This is a genomic window from Rhizobium sp. WYCCWR 11128, assembly GCF_013416305.1.
Lineage (GTDB): Bacteria > Pseudomonadota > Alphaproteobacteria > Rhizobiales > Rhizobiaceae > Rhizobium > Rhizobium indicum.
The window spans coordinates 1,491,847-1,517,512 of the sequence record NZ_JACCEZ010000001.1 but is presented as its reverse complement, the minus strand read 5'-3'; the positions used below and the strand labels follow the sequence as shown (position 1 = coordinate 1,517,512).

Below are 25,666 nucleotides of genomic sequence, written 5' to 3'. Positions count from 1 at the left end.
AATCAGTTCATCTGCCGCCGATTTCGCGATTGGCTTAAGAAAGGCTTTCCCGGGAGAGAACCGGAAATGGCCGAAACGGGCTTTCTTTTGCCGGTCCGGCTATGCCATAGCGGCAGCGGCTACTCATGAGAATGGACCACGCCCGTGACGAGACTTGATGTCGAAAGCGCCGAAGAGGCAATGCGCAGCCTGTTTCCGGCAACGCCGCTGCAGCTCAACGATCATCTGTCGGCCCGCTACGGAGCCGATATTTGGTTGAAGCGCGAGGATCTGTCGCCGGTGCGCTCCTACAAGATCCGCGGCGCATTCAATTTCTTCCGCAAGGCGATCGGGCAGGGTGCTGCCGGCAAGACTTTCGTCTGCGCCTCGGCCGGCAACCACGCCCAGGGCTTTGCCTTTGTCTGCCGCCATTTCGGCGTGCCGGGCGTCGTCTTCATGCCGGTGACGACACCGCAGCAGAAGATCGACAAGACCCGCATGTTCGGCGCCGAATTCATCACCATCCGGCTGTTTGGCGACTTCTTCGACCAATGCTACCAGGCCGCCCGCGAACATGTTGAAGCGGTCGGCGGTGTCATGGTGCCGCCCTTCGACCATGCCGACATCATCGAAGGCCAGGCAACCGTCGCCGCCGAAATCATGCAGCAGTTGCCGGAAGGAACCGTGCCCGACATGGTCGTCCTGCCGGTTGGCGGCGGCGGACTGGCTGCCGGCATCACCGGCTATCTCGACGGCACCGTGCCGAAATCCGCTTTCGTCTTCACCGAACCCGCCGGCGCGCCGAGTCTTAAGCGCAGCATCGAGGCAGGCAAGGTGACGACGCTTGCCAAGGTCGACAATTTCGTCGATGGCGCTGCTGTCGCCCGCATCGGCGACCTGAATTTCGCCGCTCTTCGCGATTTCCCGGCAAGCCAAGTGCAACTGATGCCGGAGAATGCCATCTGCGTCACCATTCAGGAAATGCTGAATGTTGAAGGCGTCGTGCTGGAGCCGGCCGGCGCCCTGTCTCTGACGGCGATCGCCGCGATGGACGGCGAAGCGATCCGTGGCAAGACCATCGTTGCGGTCGTCTCCGGCGGCAATTTCGATTTCGAGCGTCTGCCTGACGTAAAGGAAAGAGCCATGCGTTACGCAGGGCTGAAGAAATACTTCATCCTGCGGCTCGCCCAGCGCCCCGGTGCGCTCCGGGATTTCCTCAATCTGCTCGGCCCTGACGACGATATCGCCCGCTTCGAATATTTGAAGAAATCGGCGCGCAACTTCGGCTCGATCCTGATTGGCATCGAAACCAAGGCACCGGAGAATTTCGCTCGGCTGATCGGAAATTTCGAAGCAGCCGGCATGGGTTACGAGGATATCACCGAAAACGAGATCCTCGCCAATCTGATCATTTGACTTGGCGACAGCGATACGGTCGTGCTAAAGGCGGAGCATGGCTTCGTTCATTTCAAATATCTTTTCGATGTTCTCCGGCGGCGGCAAACCGGCTTCGGAGGCGGCAGGTCCTTCCGGCGAGCCGCAGCTTTACGGCGATTGCACAATTTATGCCGAGCCGCGCAAGGAAGGCGGCCAGTATCGCCTTGCCGGCCGCATCGAAAAGAAGGTTGGCGACGAGGTACTGGTGCGCAATTTCATCCGCGCCGATCTGTTTTCCTCCTCCGATGACGCGCTCGAATGCACAGTGCGCAAGGCGCAGCAGATTATCGATCAGCATGGTTCATCGCTCTTTGGCGACGGCGAGAAGCTTCGTCAGGTCTGAATCGGGATCCGGGCATAGGTCCTAGATACCGGCTGCAACTATTCCTGTATGTGACCCGGCTGCGCTCCAGCGAGCGCGTTCTCACTCACGCAATCTTAAAGGATTGCGGTGAAAGGTATCGCCTGCAGGATTTGCAGGACACCCCCGTGTTTGACTGTTTCGGACGATTGACCAAAGGATTCGCTGTCGCGATCACCGCGCCAGCAGGAGGCCGAACGTCCGGAGCCGAGGTCTCATGATGGAGACACTCAACCTCCTTCTCTTCGTCGTCGAAGCCATCGCCTATTTCGTGCTGATGGTAACCCTTCTGCATTTCCGTCATCGGCTCGGTCTCGGGGTTTTCCTGACGGCGCTCGGCGTCATGCATTTCATGGAGACCTATCTGGCGGCGGTCTTCTATGTCTCGCTGCCGTTCGGGGATGTGTCGCCGGGCTCATCCGTCTTCTTCTCCGGCAAGCTGATGATGATCCTGATGCTTTACCTGCAGGAGGATGCTGCGACGGTGCGCCAGCCGATCTACGGCCTCTTCCTCGGCAACCTGCTCACCGTCGGTATTGCCTGGGTGCTGCAACTGCACCAGCCGCTGCAGATATCAACCAACCACACGCCCGACGTCGACTTCCTCAAGGAGATGGGCTGGCTGATGGTCTGGGGCACGGCGCTGCTCTATGTCGATTCGCTCGGCATCATCCTGCTTTACGAAAAACTCGGCGATTTCTTCCGCCGCCGCGTCGTCCTGCGTTTCCTGATTTCGGGCTTCGTGCTGCTGACCTTCGACCAGATCGGTTTCTTCGCCGCACTGCATTACTTCCTGGATGTGCCGATCGCCGCATTCTGGGGCGGATGGAAGGCGAAAATGCTTGCCGTCTGCCTCTACGCGGCGATGTTCGCATTCTATGAATATCGTATTCGCCGTATCGGCGCAGCCGGGGCCGCACGTTCGATCAGCGACGTATTCGGTGACCTGACGTTCCGCGAGCGCTACAACGATCTGCTGGAGCGCACCGGCCGCGACATGCTGACCGGTGTCTACGATCGGACGCGCATGGAAATGGAAGCGCCGCTGATGCTGCTCGAGGCACTGAAGCAGGGGTCATTCGCCACCGTCCTCATTATCGACGCCGATCACTTCAAGGATGTCAATGACGGCTACGGTCATCTCCAGGGCGACGAGGTGCTGAAGGCGATCGCCGCCCGATTGGGCACGACGTTGCGCTCGAGTGATCGCGTCTTCCGCTTCGGCGGCGAGGAATTCGTTGCCGTCTGTCCGGGCACCGACCACGAGGAAGGTCTGCTGCTTGCCGAGCGCCTGCGTTGGACGATCGCGACCAGCGTCAAGACGCCGGATGACAGGCCGGTCACGGTCAGTATCGGCGTTGCGACTGCCGATGAGGACGGCGTCGATTTCACCGCCGTGCTGACGGCTGCCGACGGCAGGCTCTACGCAGCCAAGAAGAGCGGCCGCAACTGCGTCGTCGGCCGCTCCGGCGTGGTGAAACTCAGCTGAAACTCATTCAGGCAGCGCGGAAGATCTTGGCGCCGGATGGCGCGCTCGTCATGCCGCCGTCGACGGTGATCTCGATGCCGGTGACATTGGCCGAATCATCCGAGGCCAGATAGAGCGCCGCCTTGGCGATTTCGTCGGCTTCGCTCATGCGGCCGAGCGGGCTCATGCCGCCGATGCGGGCCTCGAGCGCCGACATGGCATCTTCCGTCTGGGCCATCGGTGACCAGATCGGCGTTTTCGTGCCGCCGGGCGTTACCTGATTGACGCGAATGCCGCGCGGCGCGAGCTCGGATGCCATATTGCGCGTCATTGCCCGGACTGCCGCCTTGGTCGCCGCATAGGCCGACCAGCCGGGAGCGCCGAGCACCGCATGCACCGAACCGTTGAGGATCACCGAAGCGCCGTCATTGAGATGCGGCAGGGCTGATTGCACCGTGAAGAAAACCGCCGTGAGATTGGTGCTGATGATCTGGTTGAACTGCTCTGGCGATGTCTCGCCGAGCGGCGTCGCGCCGCCGATGCCGGCATTGGCGAAGACGATGTCGAACTTGCCGACCTTTGCGGCGGCTTCCGCAAACGCCTTCTCGGTGGCGGCGGCATCGGTGACGTCGACCTTCAGCGCCAGCACGCCTGACCCAAGCGCCTTTTCGGCAGCCGCGAGCGTTTCCGGGTTGCGGCCGGTGATCACCACCTTGGCACCCTCATCGATGAAGACCCTTGCGGTCGCAAGACCGATGCCGCTGTTTCCGCCGGTAATCAGGGCGACCTTGTTTTTTAGACGCATGATTCATGCTCCTCTTGGAATTGGCAACGATCTGGATTATGATCGTTATCTATAAGGATTATGATGATAATCCACATGAGTCAAGAGGAGCATGATGCCGAAAAGTGTAGGCGGCTTTCGGCCGACATCATGCTCATTCGATTGGTGCCGGGGAGATGTCCGATGGGGCGTTCGCAGTTGGAGAAACAGAAGACGCACGAGAAGATTGTCGAGATCGCGTCGAAGCGGCTCCGCGAGGAGGGGCTCGAAGGTATTGGCGTCGCCGATCTGATGAAGGAGGCCGGACTGACCGTCGGCGGCTTCTATAAGCATTTCGCCTCCCGTGACGATCTGGTTGCCGAGGCGATGCAGTCCGCTTTCGATTCATGGGGACGCAAGCTGGAGGCCGAGGGGGTGAACCCGGCGGAGATGACGGCTGCCGATGTCGCCGATCGCTATGTGAGCGCGTATCATCGCGACAATCCCGGTGAGGGCTGCCCTTTTGCCGCGCTGACATCCGATATATCCCGTAGCGGCGAGACGGCGCGGGGGATCGCCACGGACGGGCTCAGGCGCAATTTCGCGTCACTGGCGAGCAAGGCTGCGGGAACGGACGATAGCGAACGGCGCCGCAAGGCGATCATGGCCTTCGCGATGATGGCCGGCGGCGTCGGCCTTGCCAGGATTTCGTCCGATGAAGAACTCTCGGCCGAAATCCTGGCGACGGTCCGGGATTTTGTCGCCGATATCGACAAATGAAAAACGGCCGGCAAAGGCCGGCCGTTCCGTGAAGCATTTGGGAGCCAATCAGGCCGCCAGTGCGATTTCCTGGACGCGCGACTTGGCGGCGTCGATCGCCTTTTCGGCAGCTTCCGGACCGAAGGCCAAGCCTTCGACATAGATGGTCTCGATATCGCTGATGCCGAGGAAGCCGAGAACCGACTTCAGGTACGGCACGGCATGGTTCAAGCCGACGGCCGGGCCCTGTGAATAGACACCGCCCGAAGCGAGCACCACGTAAACCTTCTTGCCGGTTGCGAGGCCAACCGGACCGCTTTCCGTGTACTTGAAGGTCAGGCCGGCACGGGCAACGTTGTCGATCCAGGTCTTCAGCGACGAATAGATGTTGAAGTTGATGAGGCCGGTGCTGATGACGATCGTATCGGCGGCGAGCAGTTCGTTGACAAGCTCGTCGGAGGTCTTGACGGCCACGGTTTCCTCAGCGGTGCGGGCCTCGGGCGGCTTGCGGATCGCGCCGGTGAAGAGGTCATCGATATGCGGCAGCGGGTTGGCGGCAAGGTCGCGGCGAATGACGACGCTGCCCGGATTCTGGCTCTTCAGCTTTTCGGCGAGATCGACGGCGATCGGCGTCGAGAGAGAATCGGCACGCGGGCTGGACGTCAGAAGCAGGATGGACGACATGGTGCATTTCCTTTCGAATGGGATTTGACGGCCCGTTGCTGGGAGGTGAGCCGTAGTCTCGATGAGGAAAATAGGTCTGGCCTGCTATCGAAAAAACGGTGATAATGTAGATCGAAACTATCGATGGAATGGATAGAAGATGCTGCCAAACCCCACTCTGGACCAATTGCAGGTGTTTCTGACCGTTGCCGAGACCGGTAGCTTCTCGGCCGCTTCGCGGGCGCTGAACCGGGCGCAGTCGGTCGTCAGCTATACGATCGCCAATCTGGAGGCGCAGCTCGAAGTCCCGCTTTTCGAGCGCTCCGGCGCGCGTCAGCCGAAGCTGACGGAGGCGGGCAAGGCGATGCTGGAGGATGCGCGGCGCATTCTGGGCGATCTGCAAGTCATGCGGGCGCGCGTCAAGAGCCTGAGAGAAGGGCTCGAAGCGGAGGTTTCCGTCGCCATCAGCGTTATGGTGCCTTCGCGAGCCCTGGTGGACGTCCTCCGCGAATTCCGGGAGATGTTTCCATCCGTTTCGTTAAGCCTCAATGTCGGCGAGCTCGGAATGGTCATGGATCTCGTCCTCAGCGGCAAGGCGACGATCGGGATTGGTGGCGCGGTCGTCAAGCAGGACGATTCGATCGTCACGGAGCGGATCGGTCATTCCTTCATGTTGCCCGTTGCCGCGCGCAACCACCCGCTTGCCGGGATCGGCCGGCCACTGACGCTCGGCGACGTCCGCGAGGAAGTGCAACTCGTCGTCACCGATGCATCGGGACGGACGAAGGGGCGCGATTTCAACGTTCTCTCCTACAAGACATGGCGCGTCAGCGATATTGCAACGAAGCACCAGCTCATCAGGGCCGGCCTTGGCTGGGGCGGCCTTCCGGCTTCCGTGATTCATGACGATCTGACGAGCGGCAGGCTCGTCCATCTCGATCTGGATGCCTACGAACAGGGGGAGTATCCCATATATTCGGTCCGTCAGCTCGCTAACCCGCCCGGACCTGCCGCCACCTGGATGATCGACGCGTTCCGCACGCGGCTTTCCGCCTGCCCGAGCCAAGTCGATTTCCATGCTCAGATAGCGGAACTGCAGGAAGCTGGTACGCCGCTTGCGGCCGAATGACGAAGGCGCGAGTGCCGCGCCTTCGCTGATATTGTGCTCGGCCTAAAGAACAAGCCTGAACTTCGAGAACCCGTCTGCCCCTTCGCCGGCATCCTCGATCTTGACGCTCTTGAGCTCGGCGAGGAACTGTTTCGCCTTCGGGCCGCTTTCGAAGGTCGCGGTCGTGCCGGGGAGCGGCTTGAAGGTCCAGTTGGCGTCGGCAGACGGATTGATCGTGCCCTGATCATGGATATAGCGGACGATGACGTCGCGGTTGGTATCCGGCGCCTGGAAGATCACCTTGTCCGCGGTGATCTCAGGGAAATTGCCGCCGCCGCCGGCGCGGTAGTTGTTCGAGACGACGACGAACTTCTGAGCCGGATCGATCGGCTTGCCGTTGAAGGCGAGGTTCTGGATGCGGTTGGCGTCCGGATGGATCGGCTTGCCGGATGAATCATATTTCGGCGGCTGCGACAGGTCGATCTGGTAGGTGACGCCGTCGATCACGTCGAAATTGTAGGACGGAAAGTCATTGTTGAGCAGCGCTGCATCCTTCGAGCCGGCCTCGATGTGATTGAACATGCCGGCCGACATTTCGAGCCAGTTCTTCACCTCTGCGCCGGTGATGGCAACGGCCTGCACCGTGTTCGGGTAAAGATAGAGGTCGGCGACGTTCTTGATGGCGATATCGCCGGCCGGAACATCGGTATAGTAGTCGGCGCCGCCGCGACCGCCGGCCTTGAAGGGGGCCGCCGCCGAAAGCACCGGCAGGTCCTTGAACTCGGTGTCGGCGAGCATCTGCTTGATGTACCAGGTCTGGGCTTGGCTGACGACCTGCACCGAGGGATCGTCGGCAACCAGCGCGAAGTAGGAATAGAGCGGTGCGGAGGTCTTGCCGACCGGGGTGCGGACATAGGCAAGCGTCGCCTCATGCTCGGCCTTGGCGGCCTCGACCACATCCTTCTTGTCGGCATAGTCGGCAACCACCTTCTTCTTGTCGTCGCGATGGTAGATCGGCCGTGCTTCCGCGGTGAAATCGACGATCTTCCAGCTGTTGCCGTCCTTTTCGAGCAGCAGGTCGATAAGGCCGAGATGTGAGCCCCAGAAGCCGGCCATCACGGCGGGCTTGCCGTGCAGCGTGCCCTTGACTGGGTCGGCATTGGCCACACCGTCCCAGCTCTTCGGGCCGGGGAAGACGAGGTGCTGGTGGCCGGTGAAGATCGCGTCGATCCCATCGACGGCGGCGAGATGCAGCGAGGCGTTTTCCATCTTTTCGGACGGTGCGCTGCCGTCGATGCCGGAATGCGAGAGCGCAATGACGATATCGGCGCCGGCTTCCTTCATGGCGGGAACCCAGGCCTTGGCGGCCTCGACGATGTCGCGCGTCTGCGCCTTGCCTTCGAGGTTCTTGATGTCCCAGAGCATGATCTGCGGCGGCACGAAGCCGATGAAGCCGATCTTGACGGGGCTTTCGTTGCCGGCGCCGTCCTTGATCTGCTTTTCGACGATGATGTAGGGCTTGAAGAAGAGATCGTCCTGCTTCGGGTCCGAGGCGAGCTGGCCCTTGGTCAGGTTGGCGCAGACGAAGGGGAAGTTTGCGCCTGCCAGTACCTTGAACATGAAGTCGAGGCCGTAGTTGAACTCGTGATTGCCGAGCGTGCCGACCGTATAGCCGAGCGTGTTCATCGCCTTGATCACCGGATGGACGTCGCCGTCCTTCATGCCGTGCTGATAGGCCATGTAATCGCCCATCGGATTGCCCTGCAGCACGTCGCCATTGTCGATCAGCAGCGAGTTGACAGCTTCCACGCGGATGTTGTCGATAATCGTCCCGGTGCGCGACAGGCCCATCGTGTCGTTCGGCTTGTCGGCATAATAGTCATAGGGGAAGACGTTGACGTGAATGTCGGTCGTTTCCATCAGCCTGAGATGGGCCTGGTTGGCGCTGGCGCGCGCGCTGAAAGGGTGCAACAGCACCAAGGCGGAAGTGGCGGCGAGGCCGCCGAGCAGGGAACGGCGGCTCATCGCGCCAACATCGAAAATGGAAGACATGGAAATTCTCCTAGTAGGGATCATGCATCGTCCGGCCCGTCAGAATTAGGACGATTTGCCGAGGAGTACACCGTGAAAATGCCAGAACGGCAAAACAATCCAGCGGGAAAGCGGCATGGTCGTGAAATGCAATTTATGGTACAGTGGTAACAGCTAGAACCATTGGGGAGATGGCATTATGAACAAGGTCGTTATCGCTTTGGTCGGAGGTTTCGGAGGCATCGCACCCAGTCTGGTCGATAAGGCGCAGGCGCTCTACAGCGGCGATGTGGAGAAATGGCTGACGACGACGGCAAACCCTTGGATTTCGGTTGCCTGCGCGCTTGCCGCCATCGTCGTCTTCTTCATTATCGGCGGCGCTATCGCCCTGATCTATCGCGAACAGCAGTTGCAGAAGGCGCTTCTTCTTGGCATCGGCGCACCGGCTCTGATCATGGCCGCTGCACAGGGGAGTGCAGCCAACCCGAGGCCGATCGAGGTCAGCTCGGCCGCCAGCCTGTTCGGCATCGTCGGCATCGCCCATGCTCAGGATGGCACTCGCTCGCTGCCGCCGCGGGTCGAGTTGAAGGTCAATCCCGGCTGGACGCAGGGCGAATGCCAGACCTGCGATATCAAGTTCCTCGGTGGAGACGGCCAGATCATATCAAGCGAGCCGCTCCCCAGCAGCCAGGCGCCTGGCGCAGTCAACGTGCCGCTCGGCACGGAAACGATCCTGCTGTCTGGCGCCAACGCCAATACCGCCACTGTCGACGTCAGGGACCTCGGTGCCAGGCTGCCGCAGACGCAAGGGGCGGTCACCCTCGACGTCAACGTCAACCGCAGCTACTGGAACGATCTCAGCCGCTCCTTCGGGGCAAAGGCGGTGCAGCCCTACGATTTCAGTGTCGATGTCGCCAAGTGAGGCGTCCGGTCGCCTTTGGCACCTGATATCGTCAACGGGCGGGTCGCCAGCACGGGCCGTACTTCCTTATGGAAAAAGCGGAAATAGGAGGAGATCTGCGCCCGTGCATTCGAATTCACGTCGAACTGGATGCCGACGCGGCCATTATGCTTCCAGCGGATGATGCCTTCGAGCAGCCCGAGGTTTTCGGCCTCGATGCGCACCTTGCTGCCTGAGGCGGCATGGAGCGGCCCCTTCATCTCCAGGGCGGCACCGGTCGGCGATAAGTCGAGGATGCGGGCATCCACCTGGCTGTTCAGATATTTGACATGGCCGAAAACGCGGCAGTGTTTCCGATCGGTCTTCCGGGCCGTGATTTTCAAGTTGCGGGTCATACTGTCTCCCTTGGTATAGCGAGGGAGCATAGCGCCGGAAAATTGAAATGGTTTTAGGGGCTTGGCTAAAATTGCAGTGAAACATCAATTGGCAGCAGTGACCCTGCTTCCGACCATATGCTCGCGCCAGACGGTGAAAATGCCGGCAGCAACCACGATGATCGAACCGATGATCGTGTTGAGACTGAGCGTTTCGTCATAGACCGCCATGCCGATGACCGAGGCGTAGACAAGTGACAGATAGGTCAGCGGCTGGACGGCGGCGGCATCGAGAACATCATAGGCGCGGATCAGGAAATAATGGCTGGAAATGCTGGTGACGCAGACGAGCGCCATCCAGCCCCAGTCACCCGACGACATCCAGCTCCAGTAGAACGGTCCGATGAGCGTCATCGTGACGCCGCCGACAACGCCGGTATAGAAGAAGCTGGTCATCGACGAATCGTCGCGGCTGACCAGACGGGTGGCGATAACGTAGAAGGCGAAGTTGAAGCAGGAAATGACGGCGAGAAGCAGCTTCACGTCGAAAAATTCGCCTTCCGGCTTGAGGATCAGCAGCACCCCGAAAAGTCCGGCGCCGATCGCTGCCCATCGCCGCCACCCGACCCGCTCGCCGAGGATCGGCATAGCCAGCAGCGCGATCAGGATCGGCGTCGCGGAAAAGATCGCCTGTGAACGGGCAAGGCCGATCATCGCAAAGCAGGTGATGGCCAGAACCACCTGGACGGCAAGCAGCACGCCGCGGGTCACCTGCAGGAGAGGTCGTTTGGTGCGGGCCGTCGCCTTGATGCCGCCGCGCATCTTCGCAGCGAGGATGATTGTGAAAAGCGCAAAGGCCCAGTAGCGGATCATCGTCACGAAGATTGGCGGATAGGCCGTCGCCAGATGTTTCGAGATGGCATCCTGCAGGGAGAAGATGGTGATCGCCAGCAGCGCGAAAATATAGCCTTGGGTCTTCGATGTCATGATTTGCCATTACTGCATAATTTCACCCTTAATCGATTCCGATTTAAGGATGAAATTATGCAGAAGTCCAAAGTGTTACAGCGTCCTCTGCGCGTCTGAAAAGACGCGCAGCGCTGTAGTGGGGAAACGCTTGCGCGCATCGAAAGTCTGGGCAGGCTTTCGGCAAAGATGCAAGGCCTCAAAGGCCGACATTCGGCTTGTCGATGATTTCTCTGAGCGCGAAGCTCGAATTGATCTTGACCACGTGGGGCAGGGCCGACAGCCAGTCGCGGTGAATGCGCTCATAGTCCTCGAGGTCGCGGGCTGCGACCCTGAGGATATAGTCGTATTCGCCCGACATCAGGTAACAGACGAGCACGTTCGGGCAGAGCTTCACCGCTGCCTCGAATTCCGCCAGGGTCTTGGCGAACTGGCCGGAGAGCGAGATATGCACGATGGCGATCATCTTGTAGTCGAGCGCCTTGTGTGAAAGCCGCGCATGGTAGCCGCCGATGACGCCGCTTCTTTCCAAGATGTCGAGCCGGCGCGAACAGGCCGAAGGCGACAATCCGATCCTTTCGGCAAGCTCGGCATTGGTGATGCGGGCATTGGCCTGCAATGCCCGGAGAATCGCAAGATCGATGGTATCGAGATTGGCCATTCGAAGAACCTTCGAAGAAAGGTAGAAGAAGCGCAATAATCACCGAAAAATCGCGTCTTCGCAAATCGTCTTTGCAAGGACATTTCACTGTCTTGATGGTTGGATTCCTCATCTGAAAAAATCCGCGGCCGCGGAGATAAAATGAGAGGAACGCGCATGCGTGTCGGTTGCCCGAAGGAAATCAAGAATCATGAATATCGCGTCGGCCTGACGCCGGCTTCGGTGCGCGAATATGTTGCCCACGGCCACGAGGTCTGGGTGGAGACCAAGGCGGGCGTCGGTATCGGCGCTGATGATGCCGCCTATGCCGCGGCCGGCGCCAAGATCGCCGCCTCCGCCAAGGATATCTTCGAAAAGTGCGACATGATCGTCAAGGTGAAGGAGCCGCAGCCCGCCGAATGGGCGCAACTCCGCGACGGTCAGCTTCTCTACACCTATCTGCATCTGGCGCCGGATCCCGAACAAACCAAAGGCCTTATCGCCTCCGGCGTCACCGCGATCGCCTATGAGACGGTGACCGATGAGCGCGGCGGCCTGCCGTTGCTGGCGCCGATGTCGGAGGTCGCCGGACGCCTGTCGATCCAGGCAGGAGCGACCGCGCTGCAGAAGGCCAATGGTGGTCTTGGTGTCCTGCTTGGCGGCGTACCCGGCGTGTTGCCGGCCAAAGTCGCGGTCATCGGTGGCGGCGTCGTCGGCCTGCATGCGGCCAGGATGGCTGCCGGCCTTGGCGCCGATGTCAGCATCCTCGACAAGTCGCTGCCGCGCCTGCGCCAGCTTGACGATATCTTCGCAGGCCGTATCCACACGCGTTATTCCAGCATCCAGGCGCTGGAGGAGGAAGTCTTCTCGGCCGATCTCATTATCGGCGCCGTGCTGATCCCGGGTGCTGCCGCTCCGAAGCTCGTTACCCGCGAGATGCTGTCCGGCATGAAGAAGGGCTCCGTCATCGTCGACGTCGCCATCGACCAGGGCGGCTGCTTCGAGACCTCGCATGCGACGACCCATTCCGATCCGACTTACGAAGTCGACGGCGTCGTGCATTATTGCGTCGCCAACATGCCGGGTGCCGTGCCGGTCACCTCGGCGCACGCGCTGAACAATGCCACATTGGTTCATGGCCTGGCGCTTGCCGATCGCGGCCTGCGCGCCATCGCCGAAGACAAACATCTGAGGAACGGCCTCAACGTGCACAAGGGCCGCATCACCAGCAAGCCGGTCGCCGAAGCGCTGGGCTACGAAGCCTTCGCGCCGGAGAGCGTACTGAACGTAGCGTAACCTACCTGACCCTAGGTCAGGCGCCGGTCTCCACCAGGTCCGGCGCCTTTACCTTGTCGATCCGGCATTGGAAGCAGTTGTTGCGCGCTGAGCGCACATGCACATAGGCGATATCAGGCCGTCCCAACAGCTCTTCGCCATAGGCTGGAATATCGCCGATAGCAGTCACCGCGCCGGTGCCGTAGACGATGCGGTCGTTCTCGCTATAGCCGCGGACGATGAAGTCACGGCTCGTCGTCAGCACCGGCGGCATGATCTCTTCGGCGGCATAGCGTGCACAAGGTTGCTTGTGCAGGAAGACCGGGCCGGTTTCGGCATAGGGCTGCAGCTCGGGGAAGGGCCGGTAAGCGAAGACCAGCAAAGCCTCGCCCGCATCGATATTTTCGAGGCAGTGGCGGCAGGGATGACCGGGACCATCGGAAACGATCGTCTCGGGCAGCCTGTGATAGGCGTCGCGGCCGCCGTTCCAGAGGTGTTCGGCATCTATCGTCGGCATGGCAACAAAACGAATGGCGGTCATGGCAAATCTCCTTTGTGATCGCCATGAAATGCACCTGGACGGGCGGGCAAGCCACCCGATTCTTGCCTGCGTCTGCATATGAGATCGCCGGGGAGCGAAAAGCGGCGTATCTTCTGTTCGAACGCTGTAAGGCGAAAGGAGAGCCCCATGCCCGATGTCGATCTCGCGCTGCTGGCGCAACAGAATGCGGAAATACTGGAAGAGCTCAGGGCTCTGCGGCGGGAAGTGGCGGAACTGAAGGAACAGTCGGGCCGCACTCTCGATTTCGAGCGCCGCAACGACCCGCGCCGCCCGAACAGCCTGACGCAGCGTTAACAGCTCTGCCTACGTCAGGAAGGCATCCGTCAGCTTTTCCGCGCAATCTCCAGAAGCTCCTTGTCGCTGAGCGGCCGGACGATGCCGGTGCCGGTCGAAACGGGGGAGAAGCCGTACATCTGGTAGAGCTGCAGCGCGCGCGGATGGTCGAGATTGTTGGTGGTGGTGGTGACCCGCTTCGGATTGAGCGACCAGATGGCATAGAGCGCCTGCAGCAGGAACCACTTGCCGATGCCGAGACCGAGCGCATGTTCGATCAGGCCGAAATGGCTGAGCTCGATCATATCCTCGTCTTCGCAGAAATATTCGTAGAAGCCGGCGGGCGCGCCGTTCACGTAGAGAACGCTGATATTGTTGCGCTTGTCGTTCAGCGTCTCGGCAAGCTGCTCGTCGCTCATACGTAACCGATCCACCCATTGCCAGCGTGCGCCCACCTGCCGGTAGAGATAGCGGTAGAAGGGCAGCGGGATCTCGGGAGCGCGCATGATCGCCGTCTGGATATTGACGGGCACCGGCATGCTTGCCTTCGGCGGCGCCATCATTTCGAGCCGGGTGATGTGAGCTTTCAGCGAAGCGGGTGCCTTTCCCATGGCGATCAGACTTTGACCGGCGTCGGCGGACCGGTGACGATGGGCGTATCGTCACGGCTGCCCCATTCGCTCCACGAGCCGTCATAAAGCTTGTTGTCGTGATGGCCAAGCGATTCCAGCGCGAGCGTGATGATCGCGGCGGTGATTCCCGAGCCGCAGGAGGTGACGACAGGCTTGGACAGATCGATGCCGGCATCCTCGATCGTCTGCCTAAGTTCGGGCAGCGACTTGAAGCGGCCCTGGTTGGCGAAGACGCCGGAGGGCAGGCTGCGGGCGCCGGGCATATGGCCGGAGCGCATGCCGGCACGCGGTTCGGGTTCGGCGGCTGCGAAGCGGCCGGCGCTGCGGGCATCGGCGATCTGCATCGCGGCGCTGGAGACGATGTCGCGCATCGTATCAAGCGTCACCACGCGGCTTTCATCGAAATTGGGCGTAAAGGTCGCCGGCAAATGATTGGACGCCGTGGTTTCAAGCGGACGGCCCTCGGCCTTCCAGCCGTCGAGACCGCCGTCGAGAACGAAGACGTTTTTCGCGCCCATCACCCGGAACAGCCACCAGACGCGCGGCGAGGCGAACAGGCCGATACCGTCATAGACGACGATGCGATCATTCTCGCTGATGCCGAGCCGGCCGACTTCGGCAGCGAAATAATCGGGCGAGGGGATCGTGTGCGGCAGCGACGTCGAATGGTCGGCGATCTTGTCCTGATCGAAGCGGATGGCGCCGGGAATATGGCCGGCCGCATATTCGGCATCGGCATCGCGCTTCTGCGCCGGCAGATAGAAGGAGGCGTCCAGCACTCGCAGGTCAGCTTTGCCGAGCTCGGACTGCAGCCAGTCGGCCGAAACGACGAAACGGCTCTTGGTCTCACTCATGATGGTCTCCCTTGATGGTCAGGCTTCGTCGCCGGGCGTGCCGAAGCGGATGCGGAAGCGCCGGTTCTCTTTGCCCTTCTTCTCGATTTTGGCGATATGGATCCGGCCGACTTCCTGAGTCTCGGAGACATGTGTGCCGCCGCAGGGTTGGCTGTCAATCGAGGAGTTCTCGCCGATGCAGACGAGGCTGACGCGCCCGAGCCCAATCGGCGGGCGGACGTTCTTCGATTTGACGATATCGGGATTGGCCACAAGCTCCTCGTCGGTGATCCATTGCAGAGTGACCGGATGGTTCTGCTCGACCAGTTCCATCAGCTTGGCCGTCACCGCGTCCTTGTCGATCGTCTCGATCATGTCGAAGTCGACGCGGCTTTCCTCCTCGCCGACGGCAGCCCCGGTGATCGGATAGGAGCAGACCACGGAAAGCAGGTGGCAGGCCGTGTGCATGCGCATCAGCCTGTAGCGGCGCGGCCAGTCGACATGCAGCACCAGCGTCTCGCCGACCACGGGCCGTGGCGCACCTTCGAGCGGCACATGGATGATGACATCCTTGCCCGGACCATGTTTCGTCTGGCCGAGCGCGATCTTGCTGCCGTCAGCGCGCTCGAACTCTCCGGTGTCACCGGGCTGGCCGCCTGATGTCGCATAGAAGCAGGTCTGGTCCAGTTCGATGCCCCCGTCTTCGTGAACGGCGGTGACGACCGCCTCGCACGTCGAGAGATAGAAGTCGTCACGATAAAGGGCATTGACGGGCATGGGATCTCACACCGGCTCGTAGGGAACGTGGATATCGGGCGACTTGGCCATCCAGCCCGGAACGGGCAGCCCCTTCGACGTCAGGAAATCCGGGTTGAAGAGTTTTGACTGATAGCGGTTGCCGTAATCGCAGAGGATCGTCACCACCGTGTGACCAGGTCCGAGATCCCGGGCGAGGTTGACCGCGCCGGCAATGTTGATCGCCGTCGATCCGCCGAGGCAGAGGCCCTCGTTCTCGACGAGGTCGAAGAGATAGGGAAGTGCTTCGGCATCGGGGATCCGATAGGCATAGTCAGGCGTGAAGCCCTCGAGATTGGCGGTGATGCGGCCCTGGCCGATGCCCTCGGTGATCGAGGATCCCTCGGATTTCAGCGCGCCGTTCTGGTAGAATTCATAGAGTGCGGCGCCATCGGGATCGGCGATGCCGATCTTGACGTCTGCCTTGAAAGCCTTGAGGCCGGCAGCCACGCCTGCGAGCGTGCCGCCGGAGCCGACCGAGCAGATAAAGCCGTCGACCTTGCCGTCGGTGTCTTTCCAGATTTCTTTTGCCGTCGTTTCGACATGCGCCTGGCGGTTGGCGACGTTGTCGAACTGGTTTGCCCAGATCGCCCCGTTCGGCTCGGTCTTCGCCAACTGCTCTGCCAGCCGCCCGGATACCTTCACGTAGTTGTTTGGGTTCTTGTAGGGAACGGCGGGCACTTCGACGAGTTCGGCGCCGAGCAGCTTCAGCGCGTCCTTCTTTTCCTGGCTCTGCGTTTCCGGGATGACGATGACGGTGCGATAACCGAGCGCCTTGGCGACCAGCGTCAGCCCGATGCCGGTATTGCCGGCCGTTCCCTCGACGATGACGCCGCCCGGACGAAGCAATCCCTTCCGCTCTGCGTCGCGGATGATGTAAAGCGCGGCGCGATCCTTGACCGACTGGCCGGGGTTCAGGAACTCCGCCTTGCCGAGAATGGTGCAGCCGGTCGCCTCTGAGGCACCCTTGAGTTTGATCAGGGGCGTGTTGCCGATGGCTTCAAGGACGGAGGGGTGGAAGGTCATGGAATCTGCCTCTATTCGAACTCTTACTTTAGGAACGGTCTTTTCCCTTCACAAGGCTGAGTTGGCAAGAAAAGCTATTCCACACCTCTGTCGGCCGCGATAAAATTTGGCTTTCCTCCTCCGAAATGACGTATGGCCCGCAATCCCGCCGTGTGAGGGTGATCCGAAGATTGACTTTCCCCGTACGGATGACGACAAAGCGAAAACGGAGCGCGGCAACAGGGCGTGACCGAAACCGACATGGTTCACGAGCAGATCGACACGATCGATGCATTGATGGCGCATTATGTTGCCGGCTCCTTGCCCGAGCCGGCGCGTGTGCTGGTGCAGTCTCATCTCGAAATGAAACCCGACAATCGCAGCCTGGTGAACAGCCTCGAGCTGCTGGCCGGCGAAGCTCTGGAAAACGCGCCTGAAGCCGCCATTGCAGATCGCGACGGCCGGCTTGCGGCGATCTTTTCCTCTGCGTCTCCCGTCTCGGCGCCGCAGACGGCCGCGCGGCCGGAAAATGCGCTGTTTCCTCAAGCGTTGCGCGCTCTCTTGGGCTTCGAGGCCGAGGATGTGCCCTGGCGCCGGCGATTGCCCGGTTTCAGGGAATATTCGCTCGACATGGACGGCTGCGAGGTCAGCCTGATGTGGATCCGGCCGGGCCGCGCCTTGCCGGCGCACACCCATAAAGGCATGGAACTGATCCTCATTCTCGACGGCGCCTTCAACGATGAACGCGGCCGTTTCGGCCCCGGCGACATCTCCATTGCCGACGAGACGGTCGACCACCGGCCGGTCGCCGAAAAGGACCGGCCTTGCATCGCCTTTGCCGTCTCGGATGGACCGGTCAAGCTCACCGGATCCTTTCGTCAGATTATCGGCGACCTGATCGGCTGAAAGCAGCCACAATGGTGTGATAGAGCCGTAAATCCGGAGGGGTTGAGGAACTTCCGGACCTGTTTTCGCATTGATCAGGCAGCCCGGAGGAACATGTCATGCGTGACTTCATTGCCCATCCCGAACATGGAATCGTCTGGATTTCGGGCGCGAGCTCAGGTATCGGCCGGGCGCTTGCACTGAGGCTCGCCGGCGAAGGATACAAGGTCGCCGTCACCGCCAGAAGCCACGAAAAGCTTGTCGAACTGCAAGCCGAAGCCAATGGCCTCTCGGGCAATATCATTGTGCTCGACGGCGACGTCACCGATGCCGAGGACATGGAACATGTCATGGCCTCCATCGAATATGAGCACGGCACGCTCGCCATGGCGATCCTCAATGCCGGCGTCTACCTGCCTGTCCATGCCGAGGATCTGAACCGCACCGATTTCGAGAAGAGCTTTGCCGTCAACCTTTCCGGCGTCGTCAACTGTCTGCTGCCGGCGATCCGCCATATGAAGGCGAAGGGGCAGGGACAGATCGCCATCGTTTCCTCCGTCACCGGCTATGGCGGCCTGCCGACGGGGGCTGCCTATGGCGCTACCAAGGCGGCGCTGATCAATATGGCCGAAAGCCTGAAATTCGATCTCGACAAGATGGGCATCCGCATCCAACTCGTCAGCCCAGGCTTCGTCGATACGCCGGCAACGAGGAAGAATGCCTTTCCAATGCCGGCTCTGATATCGGTCGAGGAGGCCGCCCGGGAGATTGCCGCCGGGTTGAAATCGCAGGCCTTCGAGATCACGTTTCCGAAGCGCTTCACCACCATGCTGAAGCTTGCACGCCTGCTCCCCTATAGCGTTTATTTCACGCTGGTGAACCGCGTGACCGGCTGGCGGGAGCGGCCGCCATCGGCTGGTCGCCATCCGGTGACACCGCATGCGGCGGAATGATCAACGGCGAGAGAACACGACCTGGCGCACATCGATATTGCGGGCACGGAAGCCGGCTTCGCAATAGAACAGATAGAATTCCCAGAGCCGCTTGAAACGCTCGTCGAAGCCCATCGGGCGGATGCGTTCCCAGACCGACCAGAAGCGCTCGCGCCATTCGGCCAGCGTGCGGGCGTAATCGAGCCCGAAGCCGAAGTCCTTGACCAGCGACAGATCGACCTTGCCTGCAAGTTCGGCCAGATGATTGCGCGTCGGCAGCATACCGCCGGGAAAGACATATTTCTGGATGAAGTCAGGGTTGCTGCGATACTGGTCGAAGGACTCGTCCTTAATCGTGATGATCTGCAGCCCAGCCTTGCCGCCCGGCTTCAGACATTGCCTGAGCTTGGAGAAATAGGACGGCCAGTATTTCTCGCCGACCGCTTCGAACATCTCGATCGAGACGATCCGGTCGTAGAGCCCTGCTTCATCGCGGTAGTCCTGGAAACGGAATTCCACGCGGTCGTCGAGGCCGGCCTTGCGGATGCGCTCCTCGGCAAAGGCAAGCTGCTCACGGCTGATCGTCAGCCCCGTCACCTTGCACTTCAGCTCGCTTGCGGCGAATTCGGCAAAACCGCCCCAGCCGCAGCCGATCTCGAGCACATGGTCGCCAGCCCCGATGCCGGTCGCCTCGGCAAGCGCCCGGTATTTGGCATTCTGGGCCGATTGCAGATCGTTGGCGCCGGTCGAATAGAGCGCCGAGGAATAGGTCATGCTCGGATCGAGCCATTCCCTGTAGAAATCGTTGCCGAGATCGTAATGGGCGGAAATGTTGCGCTTCGAGCCCGTCTTGGTGTTGGTGTTCATCCAATGGCGGACGCGCTCGAACAGGCGGCCAAGACCGCCCTTGCCATGCGCATAGCTGAATGCGGCCTCGCCGTTGACGAGGAAGAGTTCGAGGAAGGCGGCGATGTCAGGGCTGTCCCAGTCGCCATCCATATAGGTTTCGGCGACCCCGATCGTGCCGCTCGTCAGCGCCCGATAGGCAAGGTTCCAGTTGTGGAGGCTGAGCGCCGCCTTTGGTCCGGCCTTCTTGCCCTCGACCAGCAGCCTGCGGCCGTCGGGGAGGGTGACGGCAAGCGAACCGTGCTGCATGTGCAGAAGTCCGCGCAGAGCCAGCTTCGCCTTGAACGGCAGACCCTTCACCATTCGGGACATGTTTTCGGCCGTCAGCGTCACCGCATCACGAGCCAGCAGATTCCAGTCCTGCGCCTTGCTCATTTCTCCTCCTCCTCCAGCATTTTCTTGCCGGTTAGGGACGAAGCATCCTTGATGATACGCGCGGCCGCCCCCCGACCATTGCATCGAACGCTAATGTCATTCCGCCGCTTCCGCAAGCGGGCGGGTTTGGCGGACGCTGACTGCAAGTGGGGGCGCAGGACGCCTGACATACCGCGCGCCCTTTAGCCACAACTTGAGTGCTTCCCAATGGATCCCGGTCATGATCTTGAAAGTGAGGATGGGTATGCGCGCCGTCAAGCCCAGCAGCGAAGCGTTTGTCAAAGGCACCTGCCGTCCGGAAAATGTCGCCGAGAGCAGCGGTCCTTCACTATCTGTTTCAAGGATGCGCCAGCGGATCTCTTTACCGGGCGGCAGCATGCGGAAATGATAGCGCGCCGCCATGCCGATAAAGGGCGACACGTGGAAGATCTTGTCGCAGCTCTGGCGAAGCCCGCTTTCCGACATCTCGCCACGGCCGACGGGGCAGACATAGCTGTGCCGCTCGCCGAAAGTATTGCGCACCTCGTAGATTATCGCGACGAGTACGCCGCCGGCATCATAGGCGTAATAGACGCAGAGCGGATTGAAGACATAGCCGAGAATGCGGGGATAACAGACGAGCAGGATCCTGTCCGCGCGGTCGAGCCTCGCCTCGGCGAGCAGCCCGTCGACATAGGTGCGCAGCGACATATTTCTGGTTTCGGCGTGGTCCCTTTCCTGGAACGAGACGAAATTGCGCCCGTTGACGGAAAATAACGTCGATAACCGGCCAGCCTCGTCCAGCCTGTCGAGATCGACAAGCAGCGAGAAGACACGGTAGCGGAAGCGATGGCCGAACGGTTTCATGCGTTGGTGCATGATCTCGCCGACATAGAGCGCTGCGGCGGCATCCGGTGGGGCGCCGTTGGCTGCCGCGTTCATGCCACGTTTTTCGCCGCGCCCTGTCATGTCGCCGCATCCGGTTGGGGGTGCCGGGAGGTTCGGATAGTCCGCCAGGGTATGATCCCGCCCAAGGCCTCCGCCGCCGCCAGACCGGAAACGAGACCATCCTCATGGAATCCGTACCCCGTCCAGGCACCCGCAAAATGGCAACTATTCTGTCCTTGAATGGTCGTGAGCGCCTGTTGAGCGCTTATGGCTTCCGCCGAAAATTGCGGATGCTCATAGGTGAATTCGGCAAACACCTTATGGGGGTCCGGCTCGCGGTCGGGATTGAGGGTCACAAACAGCGGGAGTTTCTCGTCGATGCCCTGCAGCCGGTTCATCCAGTAAGTCACGGCCACGTCCGCGTTTCCGTCTTCACGGCTGGAGCGCAGATAATTCCATGAGGCCCAAACCTTGCGCCGCTTCGGCATCAGCGATTGGTCGCGATGCAGGACGACGCGGTTCGGCTGGTAGGGGATAGCGGCAAGCAGCCTGCTTTCCCGCTCGGTGGCATCGGCGAGCAGGCGGGCTGTCTGATCGCTGTGGCAGGCGAAGATTAGCTTGTCGAACGGGTGTTCGATCCCCGCCTCGTCGATGATCGTGACGCCGCGCTCCGAGCGGATGACGTTGCGCACGCCGCAGGAGAGTTTCAGGCGTTCGCCGAGCGGCCTAAGCAGCTGGTCGAGATAGGTGCGGCTGCCGCCGGTCACCGTGCGCCACGGGTGCTGCCGGCGATAGATCAGCCGGTGATTGTCGAAGAAATTGACGAACTGCTCAGCGGGAAACTGCAGCATGCGGGCTGATGGTGTCGACCAGATCGCCGCCGCCATCGGCACGAGATAGTTGTTGGTGAAACCGGGCGAGAAGCCGCGCCAGTCGAGATAATCGCCGATCGAGCGCGAGGCGAGATGACCGGCGCTGCGATCTTCGAGGCAGGTGCGGTTGAAGCGGAGAATCTCGCGGATCATCCACAAGAACGAGGGCCGCAGCAGGTTGCGCTTCTGCGCGAAGATCGAGGACAGTCCGCCGCCGCTCCATTCCAGTCTGCCGCGGTCGAGCGAGAGCGAAAAGCTCATATCGCTTGCATGCGTCGCGATGCCGAGCTCGGCAAACAGCGCCGTCAGATTGGGATAATTCTGCTCGTTATAGACGATGAAGCCGGTATCGACCGCAATTTGTACCCCGTCGTAATCCACGTCGACCGTCGCCGTATGGCCTCCGGCCCGCGCCTGGCTTTCATACAGCGTAACGTCATGCACCTGACACAGCGCCCAGGCTGCGGAGGCGCCCGAGATGCCGGAGCCGATGACGGCGATCCTCAGCCGGCGTGGAGCGGGACGGAAGTGCGCGTTCATGCGGTATCCCTTGTTGCGTTGTAGGCGGCGAGCGCCCGGTTGCGGGCGTTCGCGTGATCGACGATCGGTTTTGGATAGGTTTGGCCAAGCGTGATGCCGGCCTCGTCGAGCATTCTCTTCGGCGCCTCGAACGGCCGGTGGATGTACTTTGCCCCGAGCTCTCGAAGCTCCGGCACGTAGGTCCGGACATAGCCGCCGTCGGGATCGAACTTTTCGCCCTGCAGCACCGGATTGAAGATGCGGAAGAACGGCGAGGCATCGGCTCCCGAGCCCGCTACCCATTGCCAGCTTGCGGCATTGTTGGCGGGATCGGCATCAACAAGCGTATCCCGGAACCAGGCTTCGCCCCGGCGCCAATCCACCATCAGATCCTTGATGAGGAAGGAGGCAACGATCATGCGCACGCGATTGTGCATCCAGCCATGGCGCCAAAGCTGGCGCATGCCGGCATCGACGATCGGATAGCCGGTCATGCCGCGGCGCCACGCCTCCAAATCCCCGCCGTCGTTGCGCCATTCGAAGCCGTCGAAACGATCGTTCCAGTTGACGGAGGCAAGACGCGGGAAATGGAAAAGCAGGTGATAGCAAAATTCGCGCCAGGCGATCTCCTTGCGAAAATGCACGATGTCGGCCGCCGGCACGCGTTGCGACAGGCCGCGTGTGGCATCCCAGATGCGGGCGGGGGATATCTCGCCCAGCGCCAGATGCGGCGACAGCATCGACGTCGCCGGCCTCGCTGGATAGTCTCGGTTTTCCTTGTAGCCGTCGAGCGCATCTTCGACGAAGGCACGTAGCTTTTCGTGCGCGCCATCTTCGCCGGGTGTCCACAGATCGGTGAAATCGCCCGCCCAGTCCGGTTTCGTCGGAAGCAGCTTCCAGCTCTCCAACGTTTCCGATTTCGGAAGTTGCGATGTCAGCCGCAGTTTCGCCGGCGCGTCCAGTGGTGGCTCCGGTTCGCCGCCGCCCTCCAGTGCGCGCCAGAATGGCGTGTAGACGCGATAGGGCGTGCCGTTGCCGGTCATCAGACGGGAAGGTTCGTGCAGCAACTGGCCGCCGAAGCTTGTCACCTCGATCGCCTGCTTTTCCAATTGGTGTTTGATACGGATGTCGATCGACGTTCCTGATGGATCGTAGCGCCGATTCCAGAAGACGGCTTCGGCACCGCTTTCCTTGATAAAGGCGCAGAGCACTTCGAGCGCCTCGCCGCTTGCAAGCACAAGCCGTCCCTGTCGCTTGCGCAGCGACCTGTCCAGCGCTTTGAGTGAGTGATTCAGCCACCAGGCCTGCGCAGCACCCAGCGGACCCGTGCCTACTGCCTCCGGTTCTCTAATATAAAGCGGGATAATCGGCCGCCCGGAGCGATGGGCGGCGGTGAGTGCCTGATTGTCGTCAAGGCGCAAGTCCTTGCGAAACCAGAGGATAACAGGTTTTGCCGCGTCCGTTGCCAATAAAACCGTTCCCCGCCTGTGTTGTTTGCAATCTGCTACGGATGTACGGAACGCCCGGATCAAAAGTTTCATCCGGCGGATAAAAAGCTTTCACGGCGGTCGGCGGCATGAAAAAGGCCGGTGTGAACCGGCCTTTTTCTGAGAGCGGGAGTCTGTCGCTTAAAGCATGTCGCGCAAAAGTGTGCCGCGGTTTTGCGACAACGACATGCGTAAAAACAAAGAGCTAAAGCGCGACAAGCGAATGTGAAAGATCGCGACGCGCTTTAGTTGTCGTATTCGCGGCAGGCTTCGCTAATCGATGCGCCGCTCTGGCCGCCGCGCGTGTCGACGCCGGACATTTGTTGCGGCATGCCGGGGCATTCCATCGCCTGTGGTCGGCCGATGCTCTGTGTCGTCGTCGGATCGACCGGCGAGACGGGTACCGGACGAATGCCGTTGTCATCGTTGGTGTAGTCGGATGAATAGGTACCCGAACTCGGATCAGTCGAGCCGCCATTCGTTGGCCCGATCGGACTCGGGTTAGACTGGGCAAAAGCCGACGACGCCATGCCGATCGCGAGCAGCGAAGCGGCAATAAGGGATCTAGACATGGGATATCCTCCTTGGATTTTCATCTTGGATGACGCAGGGGTAACTGCCTGATGGAATCATTGTTCCGAAATTTGCCGAAAACCTGCATTCAAGCCTCGCGGCATATCCGGCATGGTTATGCGTAAACCTTAACGGGCAATGTCGCTGGATCGGCGCCAGCACATGTCCTACTTGCATGCGGAGATACTAAAAAACCGTGGCATGAGGCCGCTATGTTCATCTCCTTTCGCGAAGCCGCAGATCTCGGTCTCCAGATCGCACTTGCACTCACCTTGACGATGAGTGGCATGGCGGTCGCCTCCTACGCCGTCAGGAATGACAAGGCTAAAATTTCTGCAATCGACGTCAGCCGTCCCTCACTCTGGACCGCCGCTCCGATGCGCGTCGATCCGGCGACGCAAGCCTACGTGCGCGCCGATGCTTCGGCCGCACTGGAACTCGCCGATGGTGCCGATGACCTGTGCAACGACCCGATCGGCCTCCGGCTTTCCTGCGACTTGATCGTCACCTCTGGTACTGCGGCTTTTTAGAGCGCCGTGCGTCCTTTCGGACGCACAAAGGACGCTCTAACTCTTTCAATCCTCGCATCGTGCTTTCCGAAAATCGATTCCGATTTTCGGGCCGATGCTGGTGAAGGCGGTCGGGAGGCGTCACCGCCATCCCGAAAGCTTGCAAAACCCAATGATTTGCCGTTTCATCACGATAGCGACCACCGTTCGACTCTTTCCCTGAAGGATCAGCCTTTTGTCTATGCCGATGCCCCGCGGCTTCGAGAAGCCCTATGCCGCCTTCCTGTTCGATATGGACGGCACCATCCTCAATTCGATCCGTGCGGCCGAGCGTGTATGGAGCGACTGGGCAAGGCGTCACGGGCTCGATGTCGCCACCTTTCTACCGAAGATGCATGGATCGCGCGGCATTGACACGATCACCCGGCTGAACCTGCCTGGAGTCGATCCCGAACATGAATCGAAGCTGGTGACCGAGGCCGAAATCGCCGATGTCAGCGATGTCGTGCCCATTCCCGGCGCCGCGACCTTTCTGAGTTCACTGCCCCCGGATCGCTGGGCGATCGTCACCTCCTCGCCGTTGCGCCTTGCTCACCGGCGGCTGGAGGCGGCAGGCTTGCCGGTGCCGAGATTCATGGTGACGGCTGAGGACGTGAAGGTCGGAAAACCCGACCCGCAATGTTATATTCTCGGAGCCGAGCGCCTCGGCGTCAGCACCCAGGATTGCCTGGTGTTCGAGGATGTCGCAGCCGGCATCACTGCCGGCGAGGCGGCGGGTGCCGATGTCATGGTCATCACGGCAACACATCACCACAAGATGGAGACGCCGCACCCGACCCTCTCATCCTATGACGAGATATCGGTCCGCATCTCCCCCGATCACAGGATGCTGATCGTCCCAAACGCGGCCTGACAG

General features: G+C 60.9%; 28 protein-coding genes. 12 read left to right on the top strand and 16 right to left on the bottom strand.

What is annotated here, in order from left to right; all coding sequences use genetic code 11:
- The first annotated feature begins 144 nt into the window (after positions 1 to 144).
- The 3 genes from ilvA (at position 145) to HX898_RS07405 (ending at position 3,266) form a co-directional block, all read left to right on the top strand.
- A complete protein-coding gene (gene ilvA / locus HX898_RS07415; protein WP_180194318.1) occupies positions 145 to 1,395 on the top strand; it encodes a threonine ammonia-lyase in 1,251 nt (416 codons plus the stop codon).
- A 37-nt stretch (positions 1,396 to 1,432) separates the two neighbouring features.
- Positions 1,433 to 1,759: an HlyU family transcriptional regulator gene (locus HX898_RS07410; protein ID WP_003538786.1), complete on the top strand. Its 327-nt coding sequence runs from the start codon at positions 1,433 to 1,435 to the stop codon at positions 1,757 to 1,759.
- A gap of 235 nt (positions 1,760 to 1,994) precedes the next feature.
- The gene (locus HX898_RS07405) at positions 1,995 to 3,266 is read left to right on the top strand and encodes a GGDEF domain-containing protein (protein ID WP_138329937.1); all 1,272 of its coding nucleotides are present in this window, start codon (positions 1,995 to 1,997) and stop codon (positions 3,264 to 3,266) included.
- 7 nt (positions 3,267 to 3,273) lie between these two features.
- On the opposite strand, the gene HX898_RS07400 is transcribed toward HX898_RS07405, so the two are convergent.
- Positions 3,274 to 4,050, bottom strand: a complete 777-nt coding sequence (locus HX898_RS07400) for an SDR family oxidoreductase (protein ID WP_138329935.1) — start codon at positions 4,048 to 4,050, stop codon at positions 3,274 to 3,276.
- 162 nt (positions 4,051 to 4,212) lie between these two features.
- On the opposite strand from HX898_RS07400, the gene HX898_RS07395 reads away from it, so the two are divergent.
- Positions 4,213 to 4,788: a TetR/AcrR family transcriptional regulator gene (locus tag HX898_RS07395; protein WP_171598941.1), complete on the top strand. Its 576-nt coding sequence runs from the start codon at positions 4,213 to 4,215 to the stop codon at positions 4,786 to 4,788.
- A gap of 48 nt (positions 4,789 to 4,836) precedes the next feature.
- On the opposite strand, the gene HX898_RS07390 is transcribed toward HX898_RS07395, so the two are convergent.
- The gene (locus HX898_RS07390; protein ID WP_138329933.1) at positions 4,837 to 5,451 is read right to left on the bottom strand and encodes an FMN-dependent NADH-azoreductase; all 615 of its coding nucleotides are present in this window, start codon (positions 5,449 to 5,451) and stop codon (positions 4,837 to 4,839) included.
- 139 nt (positions 5,452 to 5,590) lie between these two features.
- Here HX898_RS07390 and HX898_RS07385 point away from each other — a divergent pair, with 139 nt between their 5' ends.
- Positions 5,591 to 6,559, top strand: a complete 969-nt coding sequence (locus HX898_RS07385; protein WP_130679882.1) for a LysR family transcriptional regulator — start codon at positions 5,591 to 5,593, stop codon at positions 6,557 to 6,559.
- Between the two features lie 42 nt (positions 6,560 to 6,601).
- Here the strand turns inward: HX898_RS07385 and HX898_RS07380 are convergent, their stop codons facing one another.
- Positions 6,602 to 8,590 (bottom strand): bifunctional 2',3'-cyclic-nucleotide 2'-phosphodiesterase/3'-nucleotidase, encoded by a 1,989-nt coding sequence (locus HX898_RS07380; RefSeq protein WP_180194317.1) that lies wholly within the window; start codon positions 8,588 to 8,590, stop codon positions 6,602 to 6,604.
- Between the two features lie 178 nt (positions 8,591 to 8,768).
- On the opposite strand from HX898_RS07380, the gene HX898_RS07375 reads away from it, so the two are divergent.
- The gene (locus tag HX898_RS07375) at positions 8,769 to 9,491 is read left to right on the top strand and encodes a hypothetical protein (protein WP_180194316.1); all 723 of its coding nucleotides are present in this window, start codon (positions 8,769 to 8,771) and stop codon (positions 9,489 to 9,491) included.
- Here the strand turns inward: HX898_RS07375 and HX898_RS07370 are convergent.
- From HX898_RS07370 to HX898_RS07360, 3 genes are all read right to left on the bottom strand, one after another.
- Positions 9,461 to 9,865, bottom strand: coding sequence for a PilZ domain-containing protein (locus tag HX898_RS07370; RefSeq protein ID WP_138329927.1), 405 nt, complete (start codon positions 9,863 to 9,865; stop codon positions 9,461 to 9,463). The genes HX898_RS07375 and HX898_RS07370 overlap by 31 nt on opposite strands.
- Before the next feature lie 84 nt (positions 9,866 to 9,949).
- Positions 9,950 to 10,831, bottom strand: coding sequence for a DMT family transporter (locus tag HX898_RS07365; protein ID WP_138329925.1), 882 nt, complete (start codon positions 10,829 to 10,831; stop codon positions 9,950 to 9,952).
- Between the two features lie 178 nt (positions 10,832 to 11,009).
- Positions 11,010 to 11,471, bottom strand: a complete 462-nt coding sequence (locus HX898_RS07360; RefSeq protein ID WP_138329923.1) for an Lrp/AsnC family transcriptional regulator — start codon at positions 11,469 to 11,471, stop codon at positions 11,010 to 11,012.
- Positions 11,472 to 11,627: 156 nt separating this feature from the next.
- Here HX898_RS07360 and ald point away from each other — a divergent pair, with 156 nt between their 5' ends.
- Entirely contained in the window at positions 11,628 to 12,746 is a 1,119-nt protein-coding gene (gene ald / locus HX898_RS07355) for an alanine dehydrogenase (protein WP_180194365.1), read from the top strand.
- A 16-nt stretch (positions 12,747 to 12,762) separates the two neighbouring features.
- Here ald and HX898_RS07350 read toward each other — a convergent pair whose 3' ends face one another.
- Complete coding sequence (locus HX898_RS07350; RefSeq protein WP_180194315.1) at positions 12,763 to 13,266, bottom strand: DUF1203 domain-containing protein; 504 nt, start codon at positions 13,264 to 13,266, stop codon at positions 12,763 to 12,765.
- A 78-nt stretch (positions 13,267 to 13,344) separates the two neighbouring features.
- Here HX898_RS07350 and HX898_RS07345 point away from each other — a divergent pair, with 78 nt between their 5' ends.
- Positions 13,345 to 13,581: a hypothetical protein gene (locus HX898_RS07345; RefSeq protein ID WP_348649441.1), complete on the top strand. Its 237-nt coding sequence runs from the start codon at positions 13,345 to 13,347 to the stop codon at positions 13,579 to 13,581.
- A 29-nt stretch (positions 13,582 to 13,610) separates the two neighbouring features.
- Here the strand turns inward: HX898_RS07345 and HX898_RS07340 are convergent, their stop codons facing one another.
- Genes HX898_RS07340 through HX898_RS07325 form a run of 4 tightly spaced genes read right to left on the bottom strand, consistent with a single transcriptional unit; the run spans position 13,611 to position 16,846 of the window.
- Positions 13,611 to 14,171: a GNAT family N-acetyltransferase gene (locus tag HX898_RS07340; RefSeq protein WP_180194314.1), complete on the bottom strand. Its 561-nt coding sequence runs from the start codon at positions 14,169 to 14,171 to the stop codon at positions 13,611 to 13,613.
- Positions 14,172 to 14,176: 5 nt separating this feature from the next.
- On the bottom strand, positions 14,177 to 15,046 hold the full coding sequence (gene sseA, locus HX898_RS07335) for a 3-mercaptopyruvate sulfurtransferase (protein ID WP_138329919.1): 870 nt from the start codon (positions 15,044 to 15,046) through the stop codon (positions 14,177 to 14,179).
- An 18-nt stretch (positions 15,047 to 15,064) separates the two neighbouring features.
- Complete coding sequence (locus HX898_RS07330; protein ID WP_138329917.1) at positions 15,065 to 15,802, bottom strand: alanyl-tRNA editing protein; 738 nt, start codon at positions 15,800 to 15,802, stop codon at positions 15,065 to 15,067.
- A gap of 6 nt (positions 15,803 to 15,808) precedes the next feature.
- Complete coding sequence (locus HX898_RS07325; protein WP_138329915.1) at positions 15,809 to 16,846, bottom strand: cysteine synthase A; 1,038 nt, start codon at positions 16,844 to 16,846, stop codon at positions 15,809 to 15,811.
- A 225-nt stretch (positions 16,847 to 17,071) separates the two neighbouring features.
- Here HX898_RS07325 and HX898_RS07320 point away from each other — a divergent pair, with 225 nt between their 5' ends.
- Together HX898_RS07320 and HX898_RS07315 are read left to right on the top strand one after the other, a co-directional pair.
- A complete protein-coding gene (locus tag HX898_RS07320) occupies positions 17,072 to 17,731 on the top strand; it encodes a ChrR family anti-sigma-E factor (protein ID WP_173862930.1) in 660 nt (219 codons plus the stop codon).
- A 98-nt stretch (positions 17,732 to 17,829) separates the two neighbouring features.
- On the top strand, positions 17,830 to 18,663 hold the full coding sequence (locus HX898_RS07315; protein ID WP_138329913.1) for an SDR family NAD(P)-dependent oxidoreductase: 834 nt from the start codon (positions 17,830 to 17,832) through the stop codon (positions 18,661 to 18,663).
- Here the strand turns inward: HX898_RS07315 and HX898_RS07310 are convergent, their stop codons facing one another.
- The 5 genes from HX898_RS07310 to HX898_RS07290 form a co-directional block, all read right to left on the bottom strand.
- Positions 18,664 to 19,923: a cyclopropane-fatty-acyl-phospholipid synthase family protein gene (locus HX898_RS07310; RefSeq protein ID WP_138329912.1), complete on the bottom strand. Its 1,260-nt coding sequence runs from the start codon at positions 19,921 to 19,923 to the stop codon at positions 18,664 to 18,666. It abuts the gene before it with no gap.
- Between the two features lie 96 nt (positions 19,924 to 20,019).
- Positions 20,020 to 20,871, bottom strand: coding sequence for a DUF1365 domain-containing protein (locus tag HX898_RS07305; protein WP_171598933.1), 852 nt, complete (start codon positions 20,869 to 20,871; stop codon positions 20,020 to 20,022).
- Entirely contained in the window at positions 20,868 to 22,202 is a 1,335-nt protein-coding gene (locus HX898_RS07300) for an FAD-dependent oxidoreductase (RefSeq protein WP_180194313.1), read from the bottom strand. The genes HX898_RS07305 and HX898_RS07300 overlap by 4 nt, the downstream gene beginning before the upstream one ends.
- Positions 22,199 to 23,650, bottom strand: coding sequence for a deoxyribodipyrimidine photo-lyase (locus HX898_RS07295; RefSeq protein WP_180194312.1), 1,452 nt, complete (start codon positions 23,648 to 23,650; stop codon positions 22,199 to 22,201). The genes HX898_RS07300 and HX898_RS07295 overlap by 4 nt, the downstream gene beginning before the upstream one ends.
- Before the next feature lie 263 nt (positions 23,651 to 23,913).
- The gene (locus tag HX898_RS07290) at positions 23,914 to 24,240 is read right to left on the bottom strand and encodes a hypothetical protein (protein ID WP_138329907.1); all 327 of its coding nucleotides are present in this window, start codon (positions 24,238 to 24,240) and stop codon (positions 23,914 to 23,916) included.
- A 213-nt stretch (positions 24,241 to 24,453) separates the two neighbouring features.
- Here HX898_RS07290 and HX898_RS07285 point away from each other — a divergent pair, with 213 nt between their 5' ends.
- Both HX898_RS07285 and HX898_RS07280 read left to right on the top strand, forming a co-directional pair.
- A complete protein-coding gene (locus tag HX898_RS07285) occupies positions 24,454 to 24,771 on the top strand; it encodes a hypothetical protein (protein ID WP_138329906.1) in 318 nt (105 codons plus the stop codon).
- A gap of 214 nt (positions 24,772 to 24,985) precedes the next feature.
- Complete coding sequence (locus HX898_RS07280; RefSeq protein WP_138329904.1) at positions 24,986 to 25,663, top strand: HAD family hydrolase; 678 nt, start codon at positions 24,986 to 24,988, stop codon at positions 25,661 to 25,663.
- Positions 25,664 to 25,666: the final 3 nt, after the last annotated feature.